At 64.9% G+C, this 19,880-nt stretch carries 20 protein-coding genes and 1 tRNA gene; 12 read left to right on the top strand and 9 right to left on the bottom strand.

What is annotated here, in order from left to right; all coding sequences use genetic code 11:
• From BJ6T_RS22950 to BJ6T_RS22920, 8 genes are all read right to left on the bottom strand, one after another.
• Complete coding sequence (locus BJ6T_RS22950) at positions 1–612, bottom strand: NADH-quinone oxidoreductase subunit C (protein ID WP_014494856.1); 612 nt, start codon at positions 610–612, stop codon at positions 1–3.
• 11 nt (positions 613–623) lie between these two features.
• Positions 624–1,211, bottom strand: coding sequence for a NuoB/complex I 20 kDa subunit family protein (locus BJ6T_RS22945; protein WP_014494855.1), 588 nt, complete (start codon positions 1,209–1,211; stop codon positions 624–626).
• Positions 1,202–1,567: an NADH-quinone oxidoreductase subunit A gene (locus tag BJ6T_RS22940; RefSeq protein ID WP_007603535.1), complete on the bottom strand. Its 366-nt coding sequence runs from the start codon at positions 1,565–1,567 to the stop codon at positions 1,202–1,204. Before BJ6T_RS22940 ends, BJ6T_RS22945 begins: the two co-directional genes overlap by 10 nt.
• Before the next feature lie 248 nt (positions 1,568–1,815).
• Positions 1,816–2,046: a hypothetical protein gene (locus BJ6T_RS22935; RefSeq protein WP_038958772.1), complete on the bottom strand. Its 231-nt coding sequence runs from the start codon at positions 2,044–2,046 to the stop codon at positions 1,816–1,818.
• Complete coding sequence (locus tag BJ6T_RS22930) at positions 2,046–2,957, bottom strand: PepSY-associated TM helix domain-containing protein (RefSeq protein ID WP_014494853.1); 912 nt, start codon at positions 2,955–2,957, stop codon at positions 2,046–2,048. The genes BJ6T_RS22935 and BJ6T_RS22930 overlap by 1 nt, the downstream gene beginning before the upstream one ends.
• Positions 2,912–3,181, bottom strand: a complete 270-nt coding sequence (locus tag BJ6T_RS49175; protein WP_014494852.1) for a PepSY domain-containing protein — start codon at positions 3,179–3,181, stop codon at positions 2,912–2,914. The genes BJ6T_RS22930 and BJ6T_RS49175 overlap by 46 nt, the downstream gene beginning before the upstream one ends.
• A gap of 22 nt (positions 3,182–3,203) precedes the next feature.
• Positions 3,204–5,456, bottom strand: coding sequence for a TonB-dependent siderophore receptor (locus BJ6T_RS22925; protein WP_014494851.1), 2,253 nt, complete (start codon positions 5,454–5,456; stop codon positions 3,204–3,206).
• Positions 5,457–5,631: 175 nt separating this feature from the next.
• Positions 5,632–6,147: a MarR family winged helix-turn-helix transcriptional regulator gene (locus tag BJ6T_RS22920; protein ID WP_014494850.1), complete on the bottom strand. Its 516-nt coding sequence runs from the start codon at positions 6,145–6,147 to the stop codon at positions 5,632–5,634.
• A gap of 181 nt (positions 6,148–6,328) precedes the next feature.
• On the opposite strand from BJ6T_RS22920, the gene BJ6T_RS22915 reads away from it, so the two are divergent.
• From BJ6T_RS22915 to pepT, 6 genes are all read left to right on the top strand, one after another.
• The gene (locus tag BJ6T_RS22915) at positions 6,329–7,519 is read left to right on the top strand and encodes an aromatic ring-hydroxylating dioxygenase subunit alpha (protein WP_014494849.1); all 1,191 of its coding nucleotides are present in this window, start codon (positions 6,329–6,331) and stop codon (positions 7,517–7,519) included.
• A gap of 119 nt (positions 7,520–7,638) precedes the next feature.
• Positions 7,639–8,931 (top strand): spinster family MFS transporter, encoded by a 1,293-nt coding sequence (locus BJ6T_RS22910; protein ID WP_014494848.1) that lies wholly within the window; start codon positions 7,639–7,641, stop codon positions 8,929–8,931.
• A 141-nt stretch (positions 8,932–9,072) separates the two neighbouring features.
• Entirely contained in the window at positions 9,073–9,276 is a 204-nt protein-coding gene (locus BJ6T_RS22905) for a hypothetical protein (RefSeq protein WP_014494847.1), read from the top strand.
• A gap of 159 nt (positions 9,277–9,435) precedes the next feature.
• Positions 9,436–9,512 (top strand) — tRNA-Asp (locus BJ6T_RS22900).
• Positions 9,513–9,721: 209 nt separating this feature from the next.
• Positions 9,722–10,051: an HU family DNA-binding protein gene (locus BJ6T_RS22895; RefSeq protein WP_014494846.1), complete on the top strand. Its 330-nt coding sequence runs from the start codon at positions 9,722–9,724 to the stop codon at positions 10,049–10,051.
• 115 nt (positions 10,052–10,166) lie between these two features.
• Positions 10,167–11,417, top strand: a complete 1,251-nt coding sequence (pepT, locus tag BJ6T_RS22890; protein ID WP_014494845.1) for a peptidase T — start codon at positions 10,167–10,169, stop codon at positions 11,415–11,417.
• Positions 11,418–11,592: 175 nt separating this feature from the next.
• On the opposite strand, the gene BJ6T_RS22885 is transcribed toward pepT, so the two are convergent.
• Complete coding sequence (locus BJ6T_RS22885) at positions 11,593–12,249, bottom strand: cation efflux transmembrane domain-containing protein (RefSeq protein WP_225894896.1); 657 nt, start codon at positions 12,247–12,249, stop codon at positions 11,593–11,595.
• 418 nt (positions 12,250–12,667) lie between these two features.
• Between BJ6T_RS22885 and BJ6T_RS48520 the strand changes: the two genes are divergently transcribed.
• The 6 genes from BJ6T_RS48520 to BJ6T_RS22860 all read left to right on the top strand — a co-directional run bounded on the left by BJ6T_RS48520 (position 12,668) and on the right by BJ6T_RS22860 (position 19,861).
• Positions 12,668–12,874 carry a GDCCVxC domain-containing (seleno)protein gene (locus tag BJ6T_RS48520; RefSeq protein WP_240537998.1) on the top strand — a complete coding sequence of 69 codons (207 nt, stop codon included), beginning with the start codon at positions 12,668–12,670 and terminating at the stop codon, positions 12,872–12,874.
• A gap of 127 nt (positions 12,875–13,001) precedes the next feature.
• A complete protein-coding gene (locus BJ6T_RS22880; RefSeq protein ID WP_043900240.1) occupies positions 13,002–13,364 on the top strand; it encodes a hypothetical protein in 363 nt (120 codons plus the stop codon).
• A 60-nt stretch (positions 13,365–13,424) separates the two neighbouring features.
• Positions 13,425–14,699: a divalent metal ion exporter subunit IhpA gene (gene ihpA / locus BJ6T_RS22875; protein ID WP_028170229.1), complete on the top strand. Its 1,275-nt coding sequence runs from the start codon at positions 13,425–13,427 to the stop codon at positions 14,697–14,699.
• Positions 14,696–15,673 (top strand): divalent metal ion exporter adaptor subunit IhpB, encoded by a 978-nt coding sequence (gene ihpB, locus BJ6T_RS22870; RefSeq protein ID WP_014494841.1) that lies wholly within the window; start codon positions 14,696–14,698, stop codon positions 15,671–15,673. Before ihpA ends, ihpB begins: the two co-directional genes overlap by 4 nt.
• On the top strand, positions 15,666–18,884 hold the full coding sequence (locus BJ6T_RS22865) for an efflux RND transporter permease subunit (protein ID WP_014494840.1): 3,219 nt from the start codon (positions 15,666–15,668) through the stop codon (positions 18,882–18,884). Before ihpB ends, BJ6T_RS22865 begins: the two co-directional genes overlap by 8 nt.
• A gap of 2 nt (positions 18,885–18,886) precedes the next feature.
• A complete protein-coding gene (locus BJ6T_RS22860) occupies positions 18,887–19,861 on the top strand; it encodes a cation diffusion facilitator family transporter (protein WP_028170228.1) in 975 nt (324 codons plus the stop codon).
• Positions 19,862–19,880 lie beyond the last annotated feature (19 nt).

Below are 19,880 nucleotides of genomic sequence, written 5' to 3'. Positions count from 1 at the left end.
TCAGACCTTCGGTCCCGCCTTCTCGTCACCGGGAAGCGGATAGTCCGCCCCTTCCCAAGGCGAGAGGAAATCGAACTTGCGGAATTCCTGGTTGAGCCGGACGGGCTCGTATACCACCCGCTTCTCCTGGTCGTCGTAGCGAACCTCGACGAAACCGGTTGTCGGGAAATCCTTGCGCAGCGGATGGCCCTCGAAACCATAATCGGTCAGCAGGCGGCGCATGTCGGGGTGACCGACGAAGAACACACCATAGAGGTCGTAGGCCTCGCGCTCGAACCAGTCGGCGCCCGGGAACACGTCGATCAGCGACGGCACCTGCGTGGTCTCGTCGGCCTGGGCCTTGAGCCGGATCCGCGTGTTCAGGGTCGGGGACAGGAAGTGATAGATCACGTCGAAACGTTTTTCGCGCGACGGATAGTCCGCGGCCGTGATGTCGGTGAAGTTGATGAACCGGCATTTCGGATCGTCGCGGAGGTACTTGACCACCTCGACGATCTTGCTGGCCTCGACATCCACCGTGAGCTGGTTGAAGGCAACCGAATGACCGATGGCGGCGCCCGGAAGCGCGCTAACGATCGTCTGCCCCAGGGCGTCGAGCTTGGCGTCGTCCATGACGTAAAACCTTAGCGTTCGATGGTGCCGGTGCGGCGGATCTTCTTCTGCAGCAGCAGCACGCCGTAGAGCAGCGCTTCCGCCGTGGGCGGGCAGCCCGGCACGTAGATGTCGATCGGCACGATCCGGTCGCAGCCGCGCACGACCGAATAGGAATAGTGGTAGTAGCCGCCGCCATTGGCGCAGGAGCCCATCGAGATGACGTAGCGCGGCTCGGGCATCTGGTCGTAGACCTTGCGCAGCGCAGGCGCCATCTTGTTGGTCAGGGTGCCGGCGACGATCATCACGTCGGACTGGCGCGGCGAGGCGCGCGGGGCGAAGCCGAAGCGCTCGACGTCGTAGCGCGGCATCGAGACCTGCATCATCTCGACCGCGCAGCAGGCGAGACCGAAGGTCATCCACATCAGCGAGCCGGTACGGGCCCAGGTGATGAGGTCGTCGGTCGCGGCCACGAAGAAGCCCTTGTCGGACAGCTCGGAGTTGACCTCGAGGAAAAACGGATCGTTGGCGCCAACCGGCCTGCCGGTCGACGGATCAAGGATGCCCTTGGGGGCCGGCGCTACGACCGGGCCCGAGGACGTTGCAGGGTTCAATCCCATTCCAGTGCTCCCTTCTTCCATTCATAGGCGAACCCGACCGTCAGCACGCCGAGGAACACCACCATGGACCAGAAGCCGGTCGCGCCAAGCTTGCCGAACGCAACCGCCCAGGGAAACAGGAACGCCACCTCGAGGTCGAAGATGATGAAGAGGATGGCGACCAGATAGAAACGGACGTCGAACTTCATGCGAGCGTCGTCGAAGGCGTTGAAACCGCACTCATACGCCGACAGCTTTTCCGGGTCCGGCTGCTGGAACGCCACGATGAAGGGCGCGATCAGCAGCACGAGGCCGATGAGGCCCGCTACCCCTATAAAGACGACGAGTGGAAGATAGTTCTGCAGAATGCCGCTCATTGACGAGCCCTTTTTCCCGCAGCCTCGGGACAGCCACGGATTCGTCCAGTTTGGAATTGTTCTGAGCCTTAGCGCAGTGCACCAATGGGCGCAAGACACGCTCTTTTTAGGCCCTTTGCCGCCCCCAGAACGATAGAAATCCCGGAATCGCCCCGCGGCTGGTATGGAGCAGATCGCCAATCCCAGCAAGGGCGGCCACAGTTTTGCAAGGCAGCCGTTCGAAGATTGCGGCACACGGACTGAGGCCGCTATTTGCCGCGTGTCGTCCGCGATAATTGCCCCGTTTTCTGGGTGCGGCAGCGCACCCAGACCCAGACAATGACCAGCACCGGGGCTCCCACCGTCACCCAGGCGACATACTGGCCGACCGGTCCCCAGAGCAGCGCAGCCAGCAGGCCGGTGATGGTCGCAGCCGCGAGCAGGATGGGTGCAGCAAAGACACGTATCCACAGGCCCGAGCGATCAGAGGAGCCATGCATCACGACGGGACCGGGCTTCGTCTGGCGAATGCGTCGCTCCGGGCGGGCGCGCGCTTGCGCCGCCGTGCCAGCCAGAGATAGAGGCCGCTGCCGATCACAACGATCGTAAGAATGTCGAGCACGGCCCAGATCACCTTGAGCGGCATCCCGCCATAATCGCCGAAATGCAGCGGCTGCGAGATCAGGAGCGCCTGGAGATAGACCGGCAGCGCCCGGCTGTCGGCGACCTCCCCCGTTTCGCCGTCGAGCAGGACCGGCTTGAGGAGCCGCGCCGTCAGCGCCGTGTCGCCGCGCATGAAGGCGGCGAAGTGGTGCGAGGAGGTGAACGGCGTTCCCGGAAACGCGATGAAGGCAACCTCCATCCCGGGCGCCGTCTGCCTCGCGCGCGCCACGACGTCGTCGAGCGAAGCCAGATGCGACGGCGGCGGCTTGCCGGCATAGGGCGCGACCATGCTGGCAAGCTCGGTGGCCTTCCACTGGTTGAGCATCAGCTCGGCCCAGGTGTTGACGACGCCGGTGAGGCCAACCACCAGCGCCCAGGCCACCGTCACGACGCCGATCAGATTGTGCCAGTCGAGCCAGCGCACGCGGCGCGAGGCGTGACCGCGAATGGTGGCAAAGCGCAGCCGGCGGGTGAACGGCCAGTACAGCACCACGCCGGAGATGATGGCGATGGCGAACAGCAGGCCCATCCCGCCGAGGAACAGTTTTCCGGGCTGGCCGGCAAACATGTCGGTATGCAGCTTGAGCATGATCAGCATCGGCCCGATGCCGACCGGTCCGAGCAGCTTGGTCGACACCGCATCGAATGCGCGCACGGTCGTGTTGTCAGGCAGCCCGTCGACGGCGCTGTTGGTGAACGCCGTCACGATCCCGGGCTCGTCCTTGTCCCAGGCGATATATTGCAGCACCCGGCCGGGATCGGCGGCGAGCGCGGCGTCGGCGACGGCTTGCGTCGTCGCACGCGCCGCGCCCGCATGAGCTTCGGGCTGGGGGCATAGCCCAGGAGCTCATCGATCTCGTGATGGAAGATCAGCGGCAGGCCGGTCAGGCAGAGCAGCAGCAGGAAGACGGTCGAGATCAGGCTGGTCCAGGTGTGGACCATGGACCAGAGCCTGACCGTGCGCGCCTTCACGAGGCCCTCCCCTCGCCGGTGCCTACCACTTGTAGGAGACGCTGGCGGTGACGCGCCGGCGGTCGCCGTAGAAGCATGACGAGGCGGCCGCGCAGCTTGCGACGTAGATCTTGTCGGTCAGGTTGATCACGTTGATTGCCGTGCGCCAGTTCTGCCATTCGTAATGGACCGCGAGATCGCCGAGCACCACCGCGGGAACCTCGAGCGTGTTGGCGGTGTCGGCCCAGGAGGAGCCGACATAGCGCACGCCCCCGCCGAAACCAAACCCTTCGAGCGGCCCGTCCTTGAAGGTGTAGTCCGCCCAGCCCGAGACGAGCAATTCAGGCGTGTTGGTCGGCGTCTTGCCGACCAGCGCCGGATCGAGATCCCTGCTGGTGAAGAGATGATAGGCCGTGAAGGCGCCGATGAATTTCAACTCCTTCGTCGCATTTGCGACCGCTTCGAGCTCGATGCCGCGCGAGGTCACCTCGCCGGTTTGGTTCTGCAGCGTGGTGATGATCGGATCGGTAGTGGGTACATTCTGGCGCTTCAGGTTGAACACGGAGGCAGTGAAGTAGCCATCAAATCCCTTGGGGGCGACCTTGACACCGATTTCGGCCTGCTGGCCGGTCTCCGGCTGGAACAGCTGATTTTGCGCGTTGAGCCCGATAATCGGGTTGAAACTCGTCGCGTAGGAGATGTAGGGCGCTATGCCGTTGTCGAAATTGTAGATCAAGCCTGCGCGACCGCTGAACTGGCTGTCATTGTTGCTGGCGAGCGTCGCCCCAGTGTCACGGGCGGCCTGCGTCGTCTCGACCCAATCGTTGCGGCCGCTCAGCACCAGCGTGAAGTTACCGAGCTTCATCTGGTCCTGGACGTAGGTGCCGGCCTGCTTCTGCGTGATCAGGAAGTTACGGAACGGCGGGCCTGTGAGCGGGATGTTAATGCCGTAGACCGGATTGAGCACATTGATCGGAGGAACGGTGCCGAAGTTGAAGGCCTGATAGTCGTCGATCTGATACCCTTTCAGATCGACACCGAACAGCATCGTGTGCCTGACAGGACCGGTGTTGAAGCGATATTCCAGCTGGTTGTCGAGATCGGCCTGGTTGGCGGTGTCCTTAGCATACCAATTGTAGCGACCAAGAGAGGCCGCATTGATATTGTCCCAGCCGTTGCCGATATAGCCGCGATAGGTCAGGTCGATATGCGCAAATCGCGCATTCTGCCGGAAAGTTAGATCGTCGGTGAGATTGCGTTCGAACTGATAGCCGAGCATCTCCTGCTCGCGCGTGAACTTATCGACGCTGGGATCGCCGGCGAAGAAGCTGGTCGGGATCTTGCCGAACGGCGCGTTCGTCACCGTGCCCTGGTAAGGCAGGAAGTTGATGCCGCGGGTGTCGGTCTTCGACGCCGAAGCAAGCACCGTGAAGGTGGTGTCGGCATCCGGCCTCCAGGTGAAGGACGGCGCGATGAAGTAGTTGTTGTCGGGCGTGAAGTTGACCTGGGTCGGGCCGTTCTGCACCTGGCCGACGACGCGGTAGAACAGCTTGCCGTTTTCGGGCTGCGTCGCGACCGGGCCGCCGACATCGAAGCCGACATAGGCGTTGCCGAAATTGTTGACCCCGGTCTCGACGTAGCGGATCGGCTCCGTCGGCGGCATCTTGCTGATGACGTTGACGATGCCGCTCGGGCTCGATCCGCCGTAAAGCACTGCCGACGGACCGCGCAGCACCTCCACGCGCTCCATGTTGAACGGCGGAAGCCTCCAGCTCGCATACGCAGTGTAGAACAGCTGCATGCCGTCGAGGAACAGTCCGATGTCGTCGGACTTGAAGCCACGGATCAGCCACCAGTCGTTGCGGGTGTCGGCGCCAAAGGTCCCGGCGCGCACGCCCGCGGTGTAGCGCAGGACCTCGTCGAGCTTGTTAGGCTTCTGGTCGCGGATCTGCTCGGCGCCGATCACAGAGACCGACTGCGGCGTCTGCATGATCGGAGTGTTGGTCTTGGTGCCGGACGAGCTGCGGTTGGCAACGTAGCCGTTCACCGGTCCGCGCGGCGTTTCGACGAAGCCGACATTGCGTTGCTGAAGCGGTCTGCGGCTGGCGGCGGTCTGCGGCGACGGCCGCGTCGCGCGGCGCACGGCGGCAGCTGGCGCGCGGCGGCGCGTTTCCGGCGCGTCGACGGTGACCGACGGCAGGTTTTGCGCACCGCCTTGCGCCGAGGACTGCGCAAGCGATGCCTGCGGTACCACTGCGAAAGCAGACGCGGTCGCCAAGACGGCCGACCGCAGCATACGAAGACTGTTCAACGCGCACCCCAACATGTCTGTTTGCTTGCGTCATGCCGTCGTTCCCCCAACGGCAGGCGCTTGCAGTGACGCTTAGGTGAGCGCGCGCGAATTCCCTAATTGAAAGCCTCTTAGAAGGGTTCTTAGAAATGATCCAATGTTCCCGGAGATTTCCGAGAGATCAGCGTGAAACTTTCTCGGCCTCGAGCATCTTCTCGGCTGTCGCCGTGAGACGATCGATCTGCGCCAGCAGCGTCTCGAACTCGTCCTTGCTCAACTGTTGCAGCAATTGCCGATTGCGCTCCTGCGCGCCTTCGACGATCGCGTCATGCGCGGCGAGCCCTGCCGCGGTCAGCGCAACCAGCACCTCGCGGCTGTCCTTCGGGTTCGCCGACTTCGCGATCAGCTTGCGCGAGACGAGTTCCGCGAGCGCGCGGCTGATCTGGCCCTTGTCCTGGCCGACGGCTTCGGCGAGCCGCGCCACGCTCATCGGCGGACGGCGACCGAGCGAAGCAACGAGACCGAATTCGACCGAGGACAGTCCGGCGAGGCGCTTGTAGCGCAGGATCGCGCCGCGCTTGAGCAAATTGGCGAGCACCATCAGCCGTGACGACAGCATCACGGTGATCGGCGCCGGCGAGTGGCTTTCGTCCGGATCGGGCGATGCGTGCCCGTCCCTGCTCGATGTCTGGCTCATGATCCACCTCTGCCAAGAAAGCCGGGGCGTGCCAAGCGCTGGTAGCGCAACCTCCCCAGCCACATCGAAATGCGATTAAGAGGCATTCCGGAAGATCGTTGACATTGTCATCGACTTATCTTTCACTGTGTCACCGCACCAAAACGACCCGGCCACCAAGGCCAGCGGCGGGAGGAACAGCATGACGATGACCCAGCGGGATCGCGATCTCGGCACCGCCTATGCGACGAAGCCGGCGCATACGCGTACCGAGCTCACCTCGGTCGTGCGCGGCACGCCGATGGGAGAATTGCTGCGCCGCTACTGGCATCCGGTCGGGCTGGTCAGCGACGCCGCCGACACGCCGAAGAAGGTGCGTGCGCTCGGCGAGGATCTGGTGCTGTTCCGCGACAAGCATGGCCGCGCCGGCCTGTTGCACGCGCGCTGCTGCCATCGCGGCACCACGCTCTACTATGGCAAGGTCGAGGAAGACGGCATCCGCTGCTGCTATCACGGCTGGAAGTTCGACGCCGAAGGCCACTGTCTCGAGCAGCCCTGCGAGCCCGACGGTGGCCAGTTCAAGGACAAGGTGCGCCAGCCCTGGTACCCGGTCGAGGAGCGCTACGGGCTGATCTTCGCCTATATGGGCCCGGCCGAGAAACGCCCGGTGCTGCCGGCCTACGAATGCCTGGAAAACATGGACGAAGGCGAGTTCGTCGAGGCCGACGATTCCTCGATCGGCGGCGGCGGCCCCGCGATCATCCCCTGCAACTGGCTCCAGCATTTCGAGAACGTGGTCGATCCCTATCACGTGCCGGTGCTGCACGGCTCGTTCTCGGGACCCCAATTCACCAACATGATGGCCTCGATGCCGGAGGTGAAGTTCGACAAGACGCCGCGCGGCATCGCCGTGCGCTCGATCCGCAAGCAGGACGACGGCAAGGTGTTTTACCGCGTCACCGAAGCCGCCCTCCCCACCTTGCGCGTCGTTCCCAATCCGCGCGTGGCGCAATTCGCCCGCGTCGAGTCGATCGGCTGGACGCTGCCGATCGACGACACCTCGTTCCGCATCTACGTCGCCGGCCGCGTCAAGACTTCCGGCGACATCGGCCGCATGCGCTCGAAGTTCAACGGAAAATTCTGGTGGGACATGACGGAAGCCGAGCACCAGCAATTCCCCGGCGATTACGAGGCCCAAGTCGGCCAAGGCCCCGTGACCGTTCACTCCGAGGAGCATTTCGGCCAGAGCGATCGCGGCATCCTGATGATCCGGCGCTTGCTGAGCGAGCAACTGGAGGCGATGGAGGCAGACCGCGATCCGATCGGCGTGTCGTTCGACGCAGGTGCTGCGCCGGTCGAATTCGAAGCGGGGAATTACATCCGCGAAGGCTGAGTTTTTGTTTGGCGCGTTTTCTTCACGCGAACCGGTATCCACTTCGCTCGAAAACGCTCTCGACCAGCCTCACGAAGGGCTGGACCGGCAACGATAACAAAGACAAATTGGGGGATGCGATGGTCGATGTGACGTCACAAGTCTCGGTGCAAACGGCCGCGGCGGCGCCCCCCTCACCGCGCCGCTATTACGTGCTGGGCCTGCTCACCATCATCTATGCGCTGAACTTCCTCGACCGCACGATCTTCAACGTCCTGATCGAGCCGATCAAGAAGGAGTTTCAGCTCAGCGACACCATGATGGGCCTGCTTGCGGGCTTCGGCTTCGCACTGTTCTATTCCCTGCTCGGCATTCCCATCGCGCGCGTCGCCGACCGGCTCAACCGGCGCAACATCGTCGCGGTGGCCTTTGCGTTCTGGAGTGCGATGACCGCGCTGTGCGGCGCGGCCTCGAGCGTGACCTCGCTGGCGCTGGCGCGCATCGGCGTCGGCATCGGCGAATCCGCGGGCTCGCCCGCCTCGCAGTCGATCGTCGCCGATCTCTTCACCAAGAACGAGCGGCCGCGCGCGCTCGGCATCTACGCCATCGGCACCTATCTCGGCGTCTTCCTCGGCTATTTCATCGGCGGCTACGTCAACCAGCACTATGGCTGGCGGATGGCGTTCTACGTCGCCGGCCTGCCCGGCATCCTGCTCGCATTGATCCTGTGGCTGACGATCTCCGAGCCGAAGCGCGGCGCGATGCAGGAGAGTTTCGTGCCCGAGCCGCTCGGGCCGACACTGCGCTTCCTGGCCTCGCAGCAGAGCTTCATCATCGTGCTGGTCGGCTTCTGCCTCACCACCTACACGAACTACGCAACGGCGGCGTGGATCCCGCCGTTCCTGGCACGCGTGCACCATCTGTCGAGCGCCGAGATCGGCACCTATGCCGGCACCTTCAAGGGGCTCGCCGGCATGGCCGGCACCCTGCTCGGCGGCTTCGTGGTGGCGCAGATCAGCCGCCGCGACGACCGCTGGAAGCTGTGGGCGCCGGCGATCACCTCAGGGCTGGCCGGCCCGGTGTTCGCGCTGTGCATGCTGACGCAGGATTTTTCGTTGATGGTCGCCATGCTGGCGCTGACCTCGTTCCTGGTCGGCTTCCATCTCGGACCGATCTTCGCGATCGCGCAGACGGTGGCGAAGCCGAGCATGCGGGCGCTCGCCTCCGCCCTGATCGCGCTGACCGCCACCTGCTTCGGCCAGGGCGTCGGCCCGCTGGCCGTCGGCATGGTCAACGACGCCCTGAAGGGCACTTATGGCGCGGACGCCGTGCGCTATTCCCTGCTCTCGGCGGCGGTCACGACCACGCTGGGAGCCCTGCTGTTCGTCTGGGCGGCCCGCACGATCCGGGGCGATATCGGCCGGACCGCCTGAAGCCGGCTCGGCCGCAAGCCCGGCGAAACCCAGCCGGCGTAATAATGAAACCATTTTGCGGAACCCGCGAAACCATCCGGAAACAGATGGTCCTTAAGACGTGAGCCCATAGACGACGGCGAAGCCCGTCGGGAGGCTCAGATGAACCACTCATTTCACTCGGCTGATCGCGGTACCCACCTGAAGATCGTGGTGGTGGCGCTGGTTGCTGGTATTCTGGTCGCCGGCTTCGGGATCGCAGCCCGCACCAACGTCGATTACAGCCAGACCGCCCAGTCGACCCACGTGATCAAGGCCGGCAAGCCGGTGGTGGTGACCAACGCGGGCACGTCCGAGATTCGTTGACACGCCTTGTTTCGGGCTGACAGAGGCCGCCGCCTGGCGGCCTTTTTCGTTTTCCAGAGCAATGCTTAGCCGATACGTCCTGACAAAGCGCAACGTCCTTGACTTCAACATGTCGCCCCTTTAAGTCCCCCCTCGTTCCGCGCGCTTTCAGCGAACCACGCGGGAGTAGCTCAGTTGGTTAGAGCGCCGGCCTGTCACGCCGGAGGTCGCGGGTTCGAGCCCCGTCTCTCGCGCCATTTTGGCAATCCCTTCATAGTCTTAGCCCGAACTTCTCGATGCCTTTCTCGGCACGGTCGGCGATTGCCGGCATCCGGCGGGAACTGGTGGTCGGGAACTCGTGGCATAGTCAGCCCGCGCCCGAATCGTCTACGCCTTCGAGAACTTTGAGGGATCCCCACGCTTTACCGGCTTTTCCGGGGCTTCCCTGTCATTGAGGAGGCCAGACATGGCTAAGAAGGATTCGGCCAAGAAGGATTCGGCGAAGAAGGCAGCCGCTCCTGCCACCATCACGCTCAAGCACCTCGCCGCTGACATTGCGGAGAGCCAGGACCTCTCGAAGAAGCACGCCGAGGCCGTCCTGACCGACATGGTCGATCTGATCGCCAAGCACCTCAAGAAGGGCGACCGCGTCCGCATCGTCGGTCTCGGCATCCTCCAGGTCCGCAAGCGCGCCGCCCGCACCGGCCGCAACCCCGCCACCGGCGAGGCGATCCACATCAAGGCCAGCAAGAAGGTCGCCTTCCGCCCGGTCAAGGAGCTCAAGGAAGCGATCTAGCAGCTACGTTTCGTTAAGCCTGATCCGCTTCGTTCCGGCCGCATCACGGCCCGCTTTTCTGATATACCGCCTGCTTCCCCCAAGCCTTCCCCAAGACCCGGCGGTTTGACCAGAAATGTCCTCCCTCTCCTTTTCGCACACCGTGACCGAACGCTTCCTGCGCTACGTCACCATCGACACCCAGTCCGATCCGGAATCCCCGGCCTCGCCCTCGACCGAGAAGCAGAAAGATCTCGGCCGCGTGCTCGCCGCCGAGCTGAAGGCCATGGGCGTCGCCGACGCGCATCTCGACGACTTCGGCTACGTCTACGGAACGATTCCGGCCAATACGACCAAGAAGGTGCCGGTGATCTGTTTCTGCTCGCACATGGACACCTCGCCCGACGTGACCGGCAAGGACGTCAAGCCGCAGCTGGTGAAGGACTATCGCGGCGGCGATATCACCCTGCCGGGCGATACCAGCCAGGTGATCCGCTTCACTGAACATCCCGCGCTGAAGAACCAGATCGGCAACGACATCATCACCACCGACGGCACCACGCTGCTCGGCGCCGACAACAAGGCCGGCGTTGCCGAGATCATGGATGCCGCGCACTTCTTCATCAACAACCCCGATGTGAAGCACGGCACCATCAAGATCCTGTTCACGCCGGACGAGGAGATCGGCCGTGGCGTCGACAATGTCGACCTGAAGAAGCTCGGCGCCGATTTCGGCTATACCATGGACGGCGAGAGCGCCGGCAGCGTCGAGGACGAGACCTTCTCGGCCGACGGCGCCACCATCACCATCAACGGCGTCAGCGCACATCCAGGCTACGCCAAGGGCAAGATGGAGCACGCGATCAAGATCGCCGCGGCAATCGTCGAGCGGCTGCCGAAGGAAGGCTGCTCGCCCGAGACGACGTCAGGCAAGCAGGGCTTTCTGCATCCGATCGGCATCGACGGCGCGCTGGAGCAGGCGACGCTCTCCTTCATCGTGCGCGACTTCACCGAGGAAGGGCTGAAGGAGAAGGAAGTCCTGCTCGAGAACATCGTCAAGGACGTGATGAAGGACTATCCGCGCTCGACCTACAAGTTCGAGGTCAGGGAGCAGTACCGCAACATGAAGCAGGTGATCGACCGTCACCCGCAGATCCTCGAATATGCCATCGAGGCGATCCGCCGTGCCGGCCTGCGCCCGATGCGCACCGCGATCCGCGGCGGCACCGACGGCTCGCGCCTGTCCTTCATGGGCCTGCCCTGCCCCAACATCTTCGCCGGCGAGCACGCGTTTCATTCGCGGCTCGAATGGGTCAGCCGGCAGGACATGGAAAAGGCGGTGCAGACGATCGTGCATCTCGCGATGATCTGGGAGGAGAAGGCTTAGGAACGCCGCACCTCCCGGCAGCAGGGCAAAATAATTCCGAGCCCTGCGGAACGATCCAGTGCGGGGCACGTTAGCGCTGCAAGTCCCAAGGATGAGAATGTGAGCACATGAGGCCTCAGCCGGTCAGCCCCGGGCTGGGGCCTTTCCGCGTTTGGTATCGCGCGCAAAGGCCACCTCAGGCAGTCACGGCAGCTTGCCCGCCGCGATGCTCTGCCCATGCTTGCCGCAAGATTTGCAGCGAAGAGGTCAGGAAGATTCCAGCCATTACGGCGGCGACAGCCAGATCGGGCCATGCCGTCGCGGTTCCAAATACACCGATGGCAGCGACCATCACGATGACGTTGCCGATCGCGTCATTGCGCGAGCAGAGCCAAACCGAGCGCACGTTGGCGTCACCGTCCTTGTAGCGCGCGAGCAGGAGAACCGAGGTCAGGTTCGCCGCTAGCGCGGCGAGGCTCATCGCTCCCATCAGCTCCGCACGCGGGAGCCCCAGGACCAGGGTCTGATAGAGCGTTGACCCGAACACCCAGGCGGCCATGGCACTGAGCGACAACCCCTTGAACAACGCGGCGGTGGCACGCGTCTTGATGCTCGCGCCGATCACCGAAAGACTCAGGCCGTAGGTGACGGTGTCGGCCAGGAAGTCGAGTGCGTCGGCTTTGAGAGCCTGCGAGCCGGCCAAATGGCCCGCCGTCATTTCACTGACGAACATCGTCGCGTTGATGGCGATGACGGTCCACAGCACACGCTTGTATCGCGGATCGAGCCCGTCGAAGACCGGAACGCCCGCCGAGCAGCAGTCGGCGCAGCCTGACGCGGCGACTTCCTCCATACGGGGTTTGGCGGCTTCCCCGCAGCACGCATCGTGCGAGCAGCAAGACTCTTCGGGCATTCCAGGCTCCCTCGCGGCGTTCCCATCTTACCACGCGACGGGTAGCGATGGCGATGGTCGGCGCCGCTTGCATTCACAAGGACACATGCGGGTGCGACCTTCAGTTCGCCACACGTAACATTATTGCGGGCCCTTCTCACTATTCAGACCGCAGCGTTCCAAACGCAGTTTCGCATCCTTGCGGAGCCGGCCTCTCCCGCAACACAGCGAAAGATCACGCAACTTTGCGAGAGCCTTGCCTCAAACAAGACGCCGGCCGGGGATTGTGATAGCCTCGATTTTCTCAGGAGGCGGCCAGTATCGGCTTCTCAAAAGCGACTACGGCCGCAATGACGATTGAGCGCTCCGAGTCGCAATGATCCAGCTTGAATCGACCCTCACCTGTCCAGAGTGCGGCCATCAAACGGTCGAGGCCATGCCGGCGGACGCGTGTCAGTTCTTCTATGATTGCGCGGGGTGCGGCAAACGGCTGAAGCCGAAGGAAGGCGACTGTTGCGTGTTTTGCTCCTTCGGCTCGGCCCCCTGTCCGCCAATCCAGGCGGGTGATTGCTGTTCGCAGACTTAGTTTACAGACCGAACAATCGCGCCCGCGACGGCCGCGACAACAAGTTCCCCACACGTAACAATGTAGCGGGTCGACATCGTTGCGGCCGCCATGCTACCGGAGCGAACCGGGGAACCTGAGTGATACCGTGACCGCGATCCGCCGAGCCCATCGATCCAGCCGCCTGCGCAACTGGCGCGGGCTCGTGGCTGTGCTCGTTGCGGTCATGTATCTGCTGTCCGGCGCGCTCCATGGCGCGCACGACATCGATGTCACCAGCCCCTCCGGCGGCTCGGAGATCGCCTCGATTGTCGAAGACGGGTCTGCCGCGGGTCATGGCGATCACAAGGCGCTCGGCGGCCATCACTGCCACGGCTGCTTCTCGGTCGCCGTCGCGCAGCCGCTGCCGGCTGGAGCTGCCGGTGACATCGTTGCCGCACCAACTCCGCAGCGCGAGCCTGCGCTGCTCGGCATTGCGCCCGACACCGACTCTCCGCCCCCAAACACCTGACCTGAACTGATCAGCCGGGCGCCCGTGCGCCCACGATACGATTGTTCACAGGTCACCTTCATGTCTTGCAGACGGACTGCTGCGCGCCTGGCGTGCGCGATGGCAATTTTCGTTGGCCCCTGGCTGACGCAGCACACACACGCCCAGACGCTGACGATGCGGAGCGCGCTATCGCGTGCGCTGGCCGCGAGCCCGCGGCTCACCGCAGCAGAGCGCGACGTCGGCATCGCCACGGGGCAGCGCATCCAGGCCGGCGCGCTGCTCAATCCGGAACTGTCCTATGAACAGGACAATTCGTTCGGATCGGGCATCTATCGCGGCACAAGATCGGCCGAGACCACGCTCCAGATCAGCCAGGCCTTCGAGCTGTTCGGCAAGCGTGATGCGCGGATCGCCGCAGGCGCCGCCGGCATCGAGGTGGCCGCGATCCAGCGCAAGGCCGTCAGGCTGGAGGTGCTGTCAGAGACTGCGATCGCCTTCCTCAGCGTGCTCGGCGCGCAGCGGCGCATCCAGATCCTCGACGAGCAGATCGCCGCGATCGACCGCCTGACGCCGCTGCTGCGCCGCCGCGTCGAGGCCGGCGCCTCCTCGCCGGCCGAGACCGGGCGCGCCGAGGTCGCGTCCGCCCTGGTGAAGGCCGACCGCGAGCGCTTCAAGGCAACGCTGGCGAGTGCCAGGCGCGAGCTTGCAGTGCTGATGGGGGATCCCGCGGCAAAATTCGGCGAGGTCTCCGGCCGGCTCGACACCACGGGAAAGACGCCGACGTTCCAGTCGGTCGTCGCCGCCATCGATGCCAATCCGCAGCTGGTGCGCTGGACCGCGGTCTATGCCCAGCGCAACGCCGAGCTGTTGATGGCGCGCTTAAGGCCCTATCCCGACGTGCGGATCGCGGCGGGATGGCGCCATTTCAACGAGAGCAACGACGACGCGGTGCGCCTCACCGTCTCGGTGCCGATCCCCGTGTTCGACCAGAACCAGGGCAACATCCTCTCGGCGCAGGAAAGCCTCGCCAAGACAAGGGCCGAGCGCGAAGCCAACCGCAACACGCTGATCGTGGTCGCCGGCCGCGCCTACGACTCGCTGCAGGGCTCGCTGCGCGAGCTCGCGGTGCTGCGCGAGACCGCCATCCCCAAGGCCGTCGAAGCGTCCGAGGCGATCTCGCAAGGCTATGGCCAGGGCCGCTTCACCCTGCTCGAGGTGCTCGACGCCCAGGCGAGCGTCACCCAGGCGCGGCTGCGCGAGCAGGAGGCGCTGCAGAACTTCCATGCCGGCGTTGCGACCATCGAAGGCCTCGTCGGCAATCCCTTTGCGCTGGCCCGGGAGAGCGCGCGATGAAGACATCCTCCACCATCCTGGTCGCCATCGTGGCCGCAACACTCGGCGCCTACGGCTATTCCCTGCTCGCGCCTGCCGGGGTCACGCACACCGAGCATGCCGAGCATTCCGAACAGAAGAAGCCGAACGACCATGTCGAGCAGGACGAGCACGGCGCCGACCGCATCCGCATCTCAGACGTCAAGCTGGCCGCCGCCGGCGTGGTGCTGGCGGAAGCTGCAAGCGCGACGCTGACCGATACACTGTCCTTCAACGGCATCTTGCGCGCCAACCAGGAAGCCGTCGTGCAGGTGACGCCGCGCTTTCCGGGAGTCGCCAAATCGATCCAGAAGCGCATCGGCGACAGGGTCGGCAAGGACGATCTGCTCGCCGCGATCGAGAGCAACCAGAGCCTCACCGTCTACGAGCTGAAGGCGCCGATCGCGGGCACGATCATCGAGCGGCAGATCTCGCTCGGCGAATACGCTTCCGAGCAGAAGCCGGCCTTCGTGGTCGCCGACCTCTCGACGATCTGGGTCGACCTGTCGATCTACCGGCAGGACCTCCGGCGCGTTCGTCTCAACGACGAGGTGCTGATCGATCCCGACGACGGCCGCGGCGAGATCAAGGGCACGATCTCCTACATGGCGCCGATCGGCAGCAGCGAGACCCAGACCGCGCTCGCCCGCGTGGTGCTGCCAAATCCGGACGGGCGCCTGCGTCCCGGCCTGTTCGTCACGGCGCGGCTGATCCTCGCCGCGCGCAACGTCGCTGTCGCCGTACGCCGAAGTGCGATCCAGACGCTGGAGAACAGGACCATCGTGTTCGTCCGCGAGGACGGCGACAAGATCGAGGCGCGTCCCGTGGAGCTCGGGGATTCCGATCCGCGCCATGTCGAGATCAAGGCCGGTCTTTCGGCCGGCGAGCATTACGTCGCGGAGAACAGCTTTGTCGTTAAGGCGGAGATGGGCAAGGGCGAGGCCGAACATGATTGAGCGTCTCATCGCCGTCTCGCTTCAGCAGCGCTGGCTCGTCCTCCTGCTCGCGCTCGGCGCCGTCGCTTTCGGAGGGTGGAATTTCCAGCGCCTGCCGATCGACGCCGTCCCCGATATCACCAACGTCCAGGTCCAGATCAACACCCGCGCGCCCGGCTACTCGCCGCTCGAGACCGAGCAGCGCATCACCTTCCCCGTCGAGACCGCCATGGGCGGCCTGCCGAAGCTCGACTACACCCGCTCGCTATCGCGCTACGGCCTGAGCCAGGTGACGGTCGTGTTCAAGGACGGCACCGACATCTATTTTGCCCGCCAGCTCGTGGGCGAGCGCATCCAGCAGGTGAAGGACCAGCTTCCGGCGGGCGTCGAGGTCGCCATGGGCCCGGTCTCGACCGGCCTGGGCGAAATCTTCATGTACACCGTCGAGGCAAAGGCGGGGGCGAAGACGCAGGGCGGTCACGACTATTCGCTGACTGACCTCCGCACCGTGCAGGACTGGATCATCCGGCCGCAGCTTCGCAACGTGCCCGGGGTGATCGAGGTCAACACCATCGGCGGCTTCGAGCGGCAGTTCCACGTGCTGCCGGACCCCGGCAAGCTGATGGCCTACCGGCTCGGCTTTCGCGACGTCATGACGGCGCTGGCCGCCAACAACGCCAATGTCGGCGCCGGCTATATCGAACGCAACGGCGAGCAATATCTGGTGCGCTCCCCGGGCCAGGTCGGCAGCATCAGCGAGATCCAGGACATCGTGATCGGCTCGCGCGGCGGCAATCCCGTCAGGATCAGGGATGTCGCCTCAGTCGCGGAAGGCCGCGACCTCCGCACGGGCGCGGCGACGCGCGACGGCGAGGAAACCGTGCTCGGCACGGCCATGCTGCTGATCGGCGAGAACAGCCGCAGCGTGGCGCGCCGCGTCGCAGCCCGTCTCGACGAGATCGCCAAATCGCTGCCCGACGGCGTCGTGACCCGGACCGTCTACGACCGCACCCATCTGGTCGAGGCCACCATCCGCACGGTCGAAAACAACCTCCTGGAAGGTGCGGCCCTGGTCGTGGCCGTGCTGTTCCTGATCCTCGGAAACATCCGCGCCGCGCTCGTGGTGGCCTGTGTCATTCCGCTCTCCATGGCCATGACGATCACCGGCATGGTCGAAACAAAAGTCAGCGCGAACCTTATGAGCCTGGGTGCGATCGATTTCGGCATCATCGTCGACGGCGCCGTGATCATCGTCGAGAACTGCCTGCGCATGCTGGCCGAGGCGCAGCGCCAGAAAGGCGGCCTGCTCTCCACCCCCGAACGGCTGCGCGCGATCCTGCGCGGGTCGTGCGAGGTCATCAAGCCGAGCCTGTTCGGAACGCTGATCATCGCGGTTGTCTACCTGCCCGTGCTGACGCTGACCGGCGTCGAGGGCAAGATGTTCACGCCGATGGCGTTGACCGTGCTGATGGCGCTGGGCGCCGCGGTGCTGTTCTCCATCACCTTTGTGCCGGCGGCGGTTGCCATCTTCGTCACCGGCAAGGTGTCCGAACACGAAAACCTGTTCATGCGGGTGGCGAAGCGCATCTATCTCCCCCTGCTCCGCCGCGCGATCGACAATCGGGTCGCGGTCACCGTCATGGCCGCCATCATCGTGATCGCAAGCGGCGTGGCCGCCGCGCGCATGGGCGGCGAGTTCATCCCGAGCCTGGACGAAGGCGACGTCGCGCTGGCCTCGATCCGGATTCCCGGGACCAGCCTCACGCAGTCGCTGGATCTGCAAAAGGCGCTGGAAAAGCGCATCAAGGAGATTCCCGAGGTGAAGGAATTCTTCACCCGCATCGGCACCGCCGAGATCGCGACCGACCCGATGTCGCCGGCGCAGACAGACGGCTACATTATGCTGAAGCCGCGCGCGGAATGGCCCGACCCGGGCAAGCCGAAATCGGAGGTGATCGAGGCCATCGACCACGCCGCCGACGAAATTCCCGGCAGCGCCTATGAAATCTCCCAGCCGATCCAGTTCCGCGTCAACGAGCTGATCTCCGGCGTGCGCAGCGACGTCGGCATCAAGGTCTTCGGTGACGACCTCGACATCCTCCAGGGCGCCGCAAAGCAGGTCGAGGCCGCAATCCGCGGCATCCGCGGCGCCAGCGACGTCAAGATCGAGCAGGTCTCGGGCCTGCCGATCCTCACCGTCCGGCTCGACCGCCAGGCGCTCGCCCGCTACGGGCTCAGCATCGGTGAGGTGCAGGGCATCGTCGAAATCGCGGTCGGCGGCAAGTCGGCAGGCAAGCTGTTCGAGGGCGACCGCCGTTTCGACATCGTCGTGCGCCTGCCCGAGCACCTGCGCGGCAATCTCGAGGCGATCCGGGCCATCCCGATCCCGCTGCCGCCGAGCGAAGAAGCAGCAGGCGGCACCGCCGTGCGAACAGCGCTGACCGCCTCTCCCCTTGCCCAGATGCGCTATGTCCCGCTGTCGTCGGTCGCAACCGTCGATGCGACGCCCGGTCCCAACCAGATCAGCCGCGAGAACGGCAAGCGGCGCATCGTCGTGACCGCCAATGTCCGCGCGCGCGACCTCGGCTCCTTTGTGAGCGAGGCGGAAGCGGCCGTCGCCGAGAAGGTCAAGCTGCCGCCGGGCTATTGGATCGGCTGGGGCGGCCAGTTCGAGCAGCTGGTCTCGGCGACCAAGCGGCTGACGATCGTGGTGCCGGTGGCGCTCCTGCTGGTGTTCCTGCTGCTGTTCATGGGCATGGGATCGGCGGCGGATGCGGCTCTGGTGTTCTCCGGCGTGCCGCTGGCGTTGACGGGCGGCGTTGCCGCGCTTCTGCTGCGCGACATTCCTCTGTCGATCAGCGCCGGTGTCGGCTTCATCGCATTGTCTGGCGTGGCCGTTCTCAACGGCCTTGTCATCATCGCCTTCATCGAGCGGCTGCGCAGCGAGGGGCTCCCCGTGGCCGACGCGGTGCGCGAGGGTGCGCTGACGCGGCTGCGCCCGGTGCTGATGACCGCCCTGGTCGCCTCCCTGGGCTTCGTGCCGATGGCGCTCGCCACCGGCGCCGGCGCCGAGGTGCAGCGTCCGCTGGCGACCGTGGTGATCGGCGGCATCATCTCCTCCACTGTGCTAACGCTGCTGGTGCTGCCGGCGCTCTATGCGCTGTTCCGGCGTGACGGAGCTGCCGAAACGCCTACAATGGCACCTGATTTGGCGGCGTCCGGGGAGCGCTAGATTTGGGCAGCCACGACCATCACGGACATCACCACCATGATCATGCCGGCCACGGGCATGATCACGGGCATAACCACGGTCCTGGCCACGCGCATGTCCATGCGCCCGCGAATTTCGGCACGGCATTCGCGATCGGCATTTCGCTCAACACCGCGCTGGTCGTGGCCGAGGCGATCTACGGCTATATCGGCAACTCCACCGCGCTCCTCGCCGATGCCGGCCATAATCTCAGCGACGTGCTCGGCCTGGTCGTGGCGTGGTGCGCATCGATCGCGGCAAGGCGCGCGCCGAGTGGCCGCTTCACCTATGGCTTTCGCGCCTCCACCATCCTGGCGGCGCTGGCGAACGCGGTGTTCCTGCTGGTCGCGACCGGCGCGATCGGCTGGGAAGCGATCTTGCGGCTGCGCGAGCCGGAGCCGGTTGCGGGCGTCACCGTGATGGTGGTCGCCGGCATCGGCATCCTCATCAACGGTTTTACCGCCATGCTGTTCGCGCGCGGACGCAAGGACGACATCAACATCGAGGGCGCCTATCTGCACATGGCGGCCGACGCCGCGGTCTCGCTCGGCGTCGTGATCTCGGCGGCGCTGATCATCTGGACCGGCTGGCTCTGGCTCGATCCCGTCACCAGCCTCGTCATCTGCGCCACCATCCTGTGGAGCACCACCAGCCTGCTGCGCGGCTCCATCGACATGTCGATGGCGGCTGCGCCGAAGGGCACCGACATCGCCGCGATCAAGGTCTTTCTGCTGGAGCGGCCCGGCGTCTCGGGAATCCACGATCTCCACGTCTGGCCGATCTCGACCACCGAGACGGCGCTGACCTGCCATCTCGTGATGCCCGCCGGGGCCGGCGATGCATTCCTGATGGAGACGGCGCAGATGCTGAGGGCGTCCTTCCGCATCGGCCACACCACGCTCCAGATCGAGACGCATCCGGATAACGGGTGCGCGCTGGCGCCGGATGATGTGGTGTAGGACTCATAGGCCCGTCCAC

The organism is Bradyrhizobium japonicum USDA 6, from assembly GCF_000284375.1.
Classification (GTDB): Bacteria; Pseudomonadota; Alphaproteobacteria; order Rhizobiales; family Xanthobacteraceae; genus Bradyrhizobium; species Bradyrhizobium japonicum.
Note: the sequence above shows the minus strand (reverse complement) of the source record. Positions and strands in the feature narration are given on the sequence as shown.

Excerpts from the sequence above, each read along its gene's own strand:
- BJ6T_RS22950 (WP_014494856.1), bottom strand. The coding sequence starts at position 612 with ATGGACGACGCCAAGCTCGACGCCCTGGGGCAGACGATCGTTAGCGCG.
- BJ6T_RS22910 (WP_014494848.1), top strand. The coding sequence starts at position 7,639 with ATGGTCGATGTGACGTCACAAGTCTCGGTGCAAACGGCCGCGGCGGCG.
- BJ6T_RS22895 (WP_014494846.1), top strand. The coding sequence starts at position 9,722 with ATGGCTAAGAAGGATTCGGCCAAGAAGGATTCGGCGAAGAAGGCAGCC.
- BJ6T_RS22885 (WP_225894896.1), bottom strand. The coding sequence starts at position 12,249 with ATGGAGGAAGTCGCCGCGTCAGGCTGCGCCGACTGCTGCTCGGCGGGC.
- BJ6T_RS22915 (WP_014494849.1), top strand. The coding sequence starts at position 6,329 with ATGACGATGACCCAGCGGGATCGCGATCTCGGCACCGCCTATGCGACG.
- BJ6T_RS22905 (WP_014494847.1), top strand. The coding sequence starts at position 9,073 with ATGAACCACTCATTTCACTCGGCTGATCGCGGTACCCACCTGAAGATC.
- BJ6T_RS22945 (WP_014494855.1), bottom strand. The coding sequence starts at position 1,211 with ATGGGATTGAACCCTGCAACGTCCTCGGGCCCGGTCGTAGCGCCGGCC.
- ihpA (WP_028170229.1), top strand. The coding sequence starts at position 13,425 with ATGTCTTGCAGACGGACTGCTGCGCGCCTGGCGTGCGCGATGGCAATT.
- BJ6T_RS22935 (WP_038958772.1), bottom strand. The coding sequence starts at position 2,046 with ATGCATGGCTCCTCTGATCGCTCGGGCCTGTGGATACGTGTCTTTGCT.
- pepT (WP_014494845.1), top strand. The coding sequence starts at position 10,167 with ATGTCCTCCCTCTCCTTTTCGCACACCGTGACCGAACGCTTCCTGCGC.
- ihpB (WP_014494841.1), top strand. The coding sequence starts at position 14,696 with ATGAAGACATCCTCCACCATCCTGGTCGCCATCGTGGCCGCAACACTC.
- BJ6T_RS22865 (WP_014494840.1), top strand. The coding sequence starts at position 15,666 with ATGATTGAGCGTCTCATCGCCGTCTCGCTTCAGCAGCGCTGGCTCGTC.
- BJ6T_RS22940 (WP_007603535.1), bottom strand. The coding sequence starts at position 1,567 with ATGAGCGGCATTCTGCAGAACTATCTTCCACTCGTCGTCTTTATAGGG.
- BJ6T_RS22925 (WP_014494851.1), bottom strand. The coding sequence starts at position 5,456 with ATGCTGCGGTCGGCCGTCTTGGCGACCGCGTCTGCTTTCGCAGTGGTA.
- BJ6T_RS22920 (WP_014494850.1), bottom strand. The coding sequence starts at position 6,147 with ATGAGCCAGACATCGAGCAGGGACGGGCACGCATCGCCCGATCCGGAC.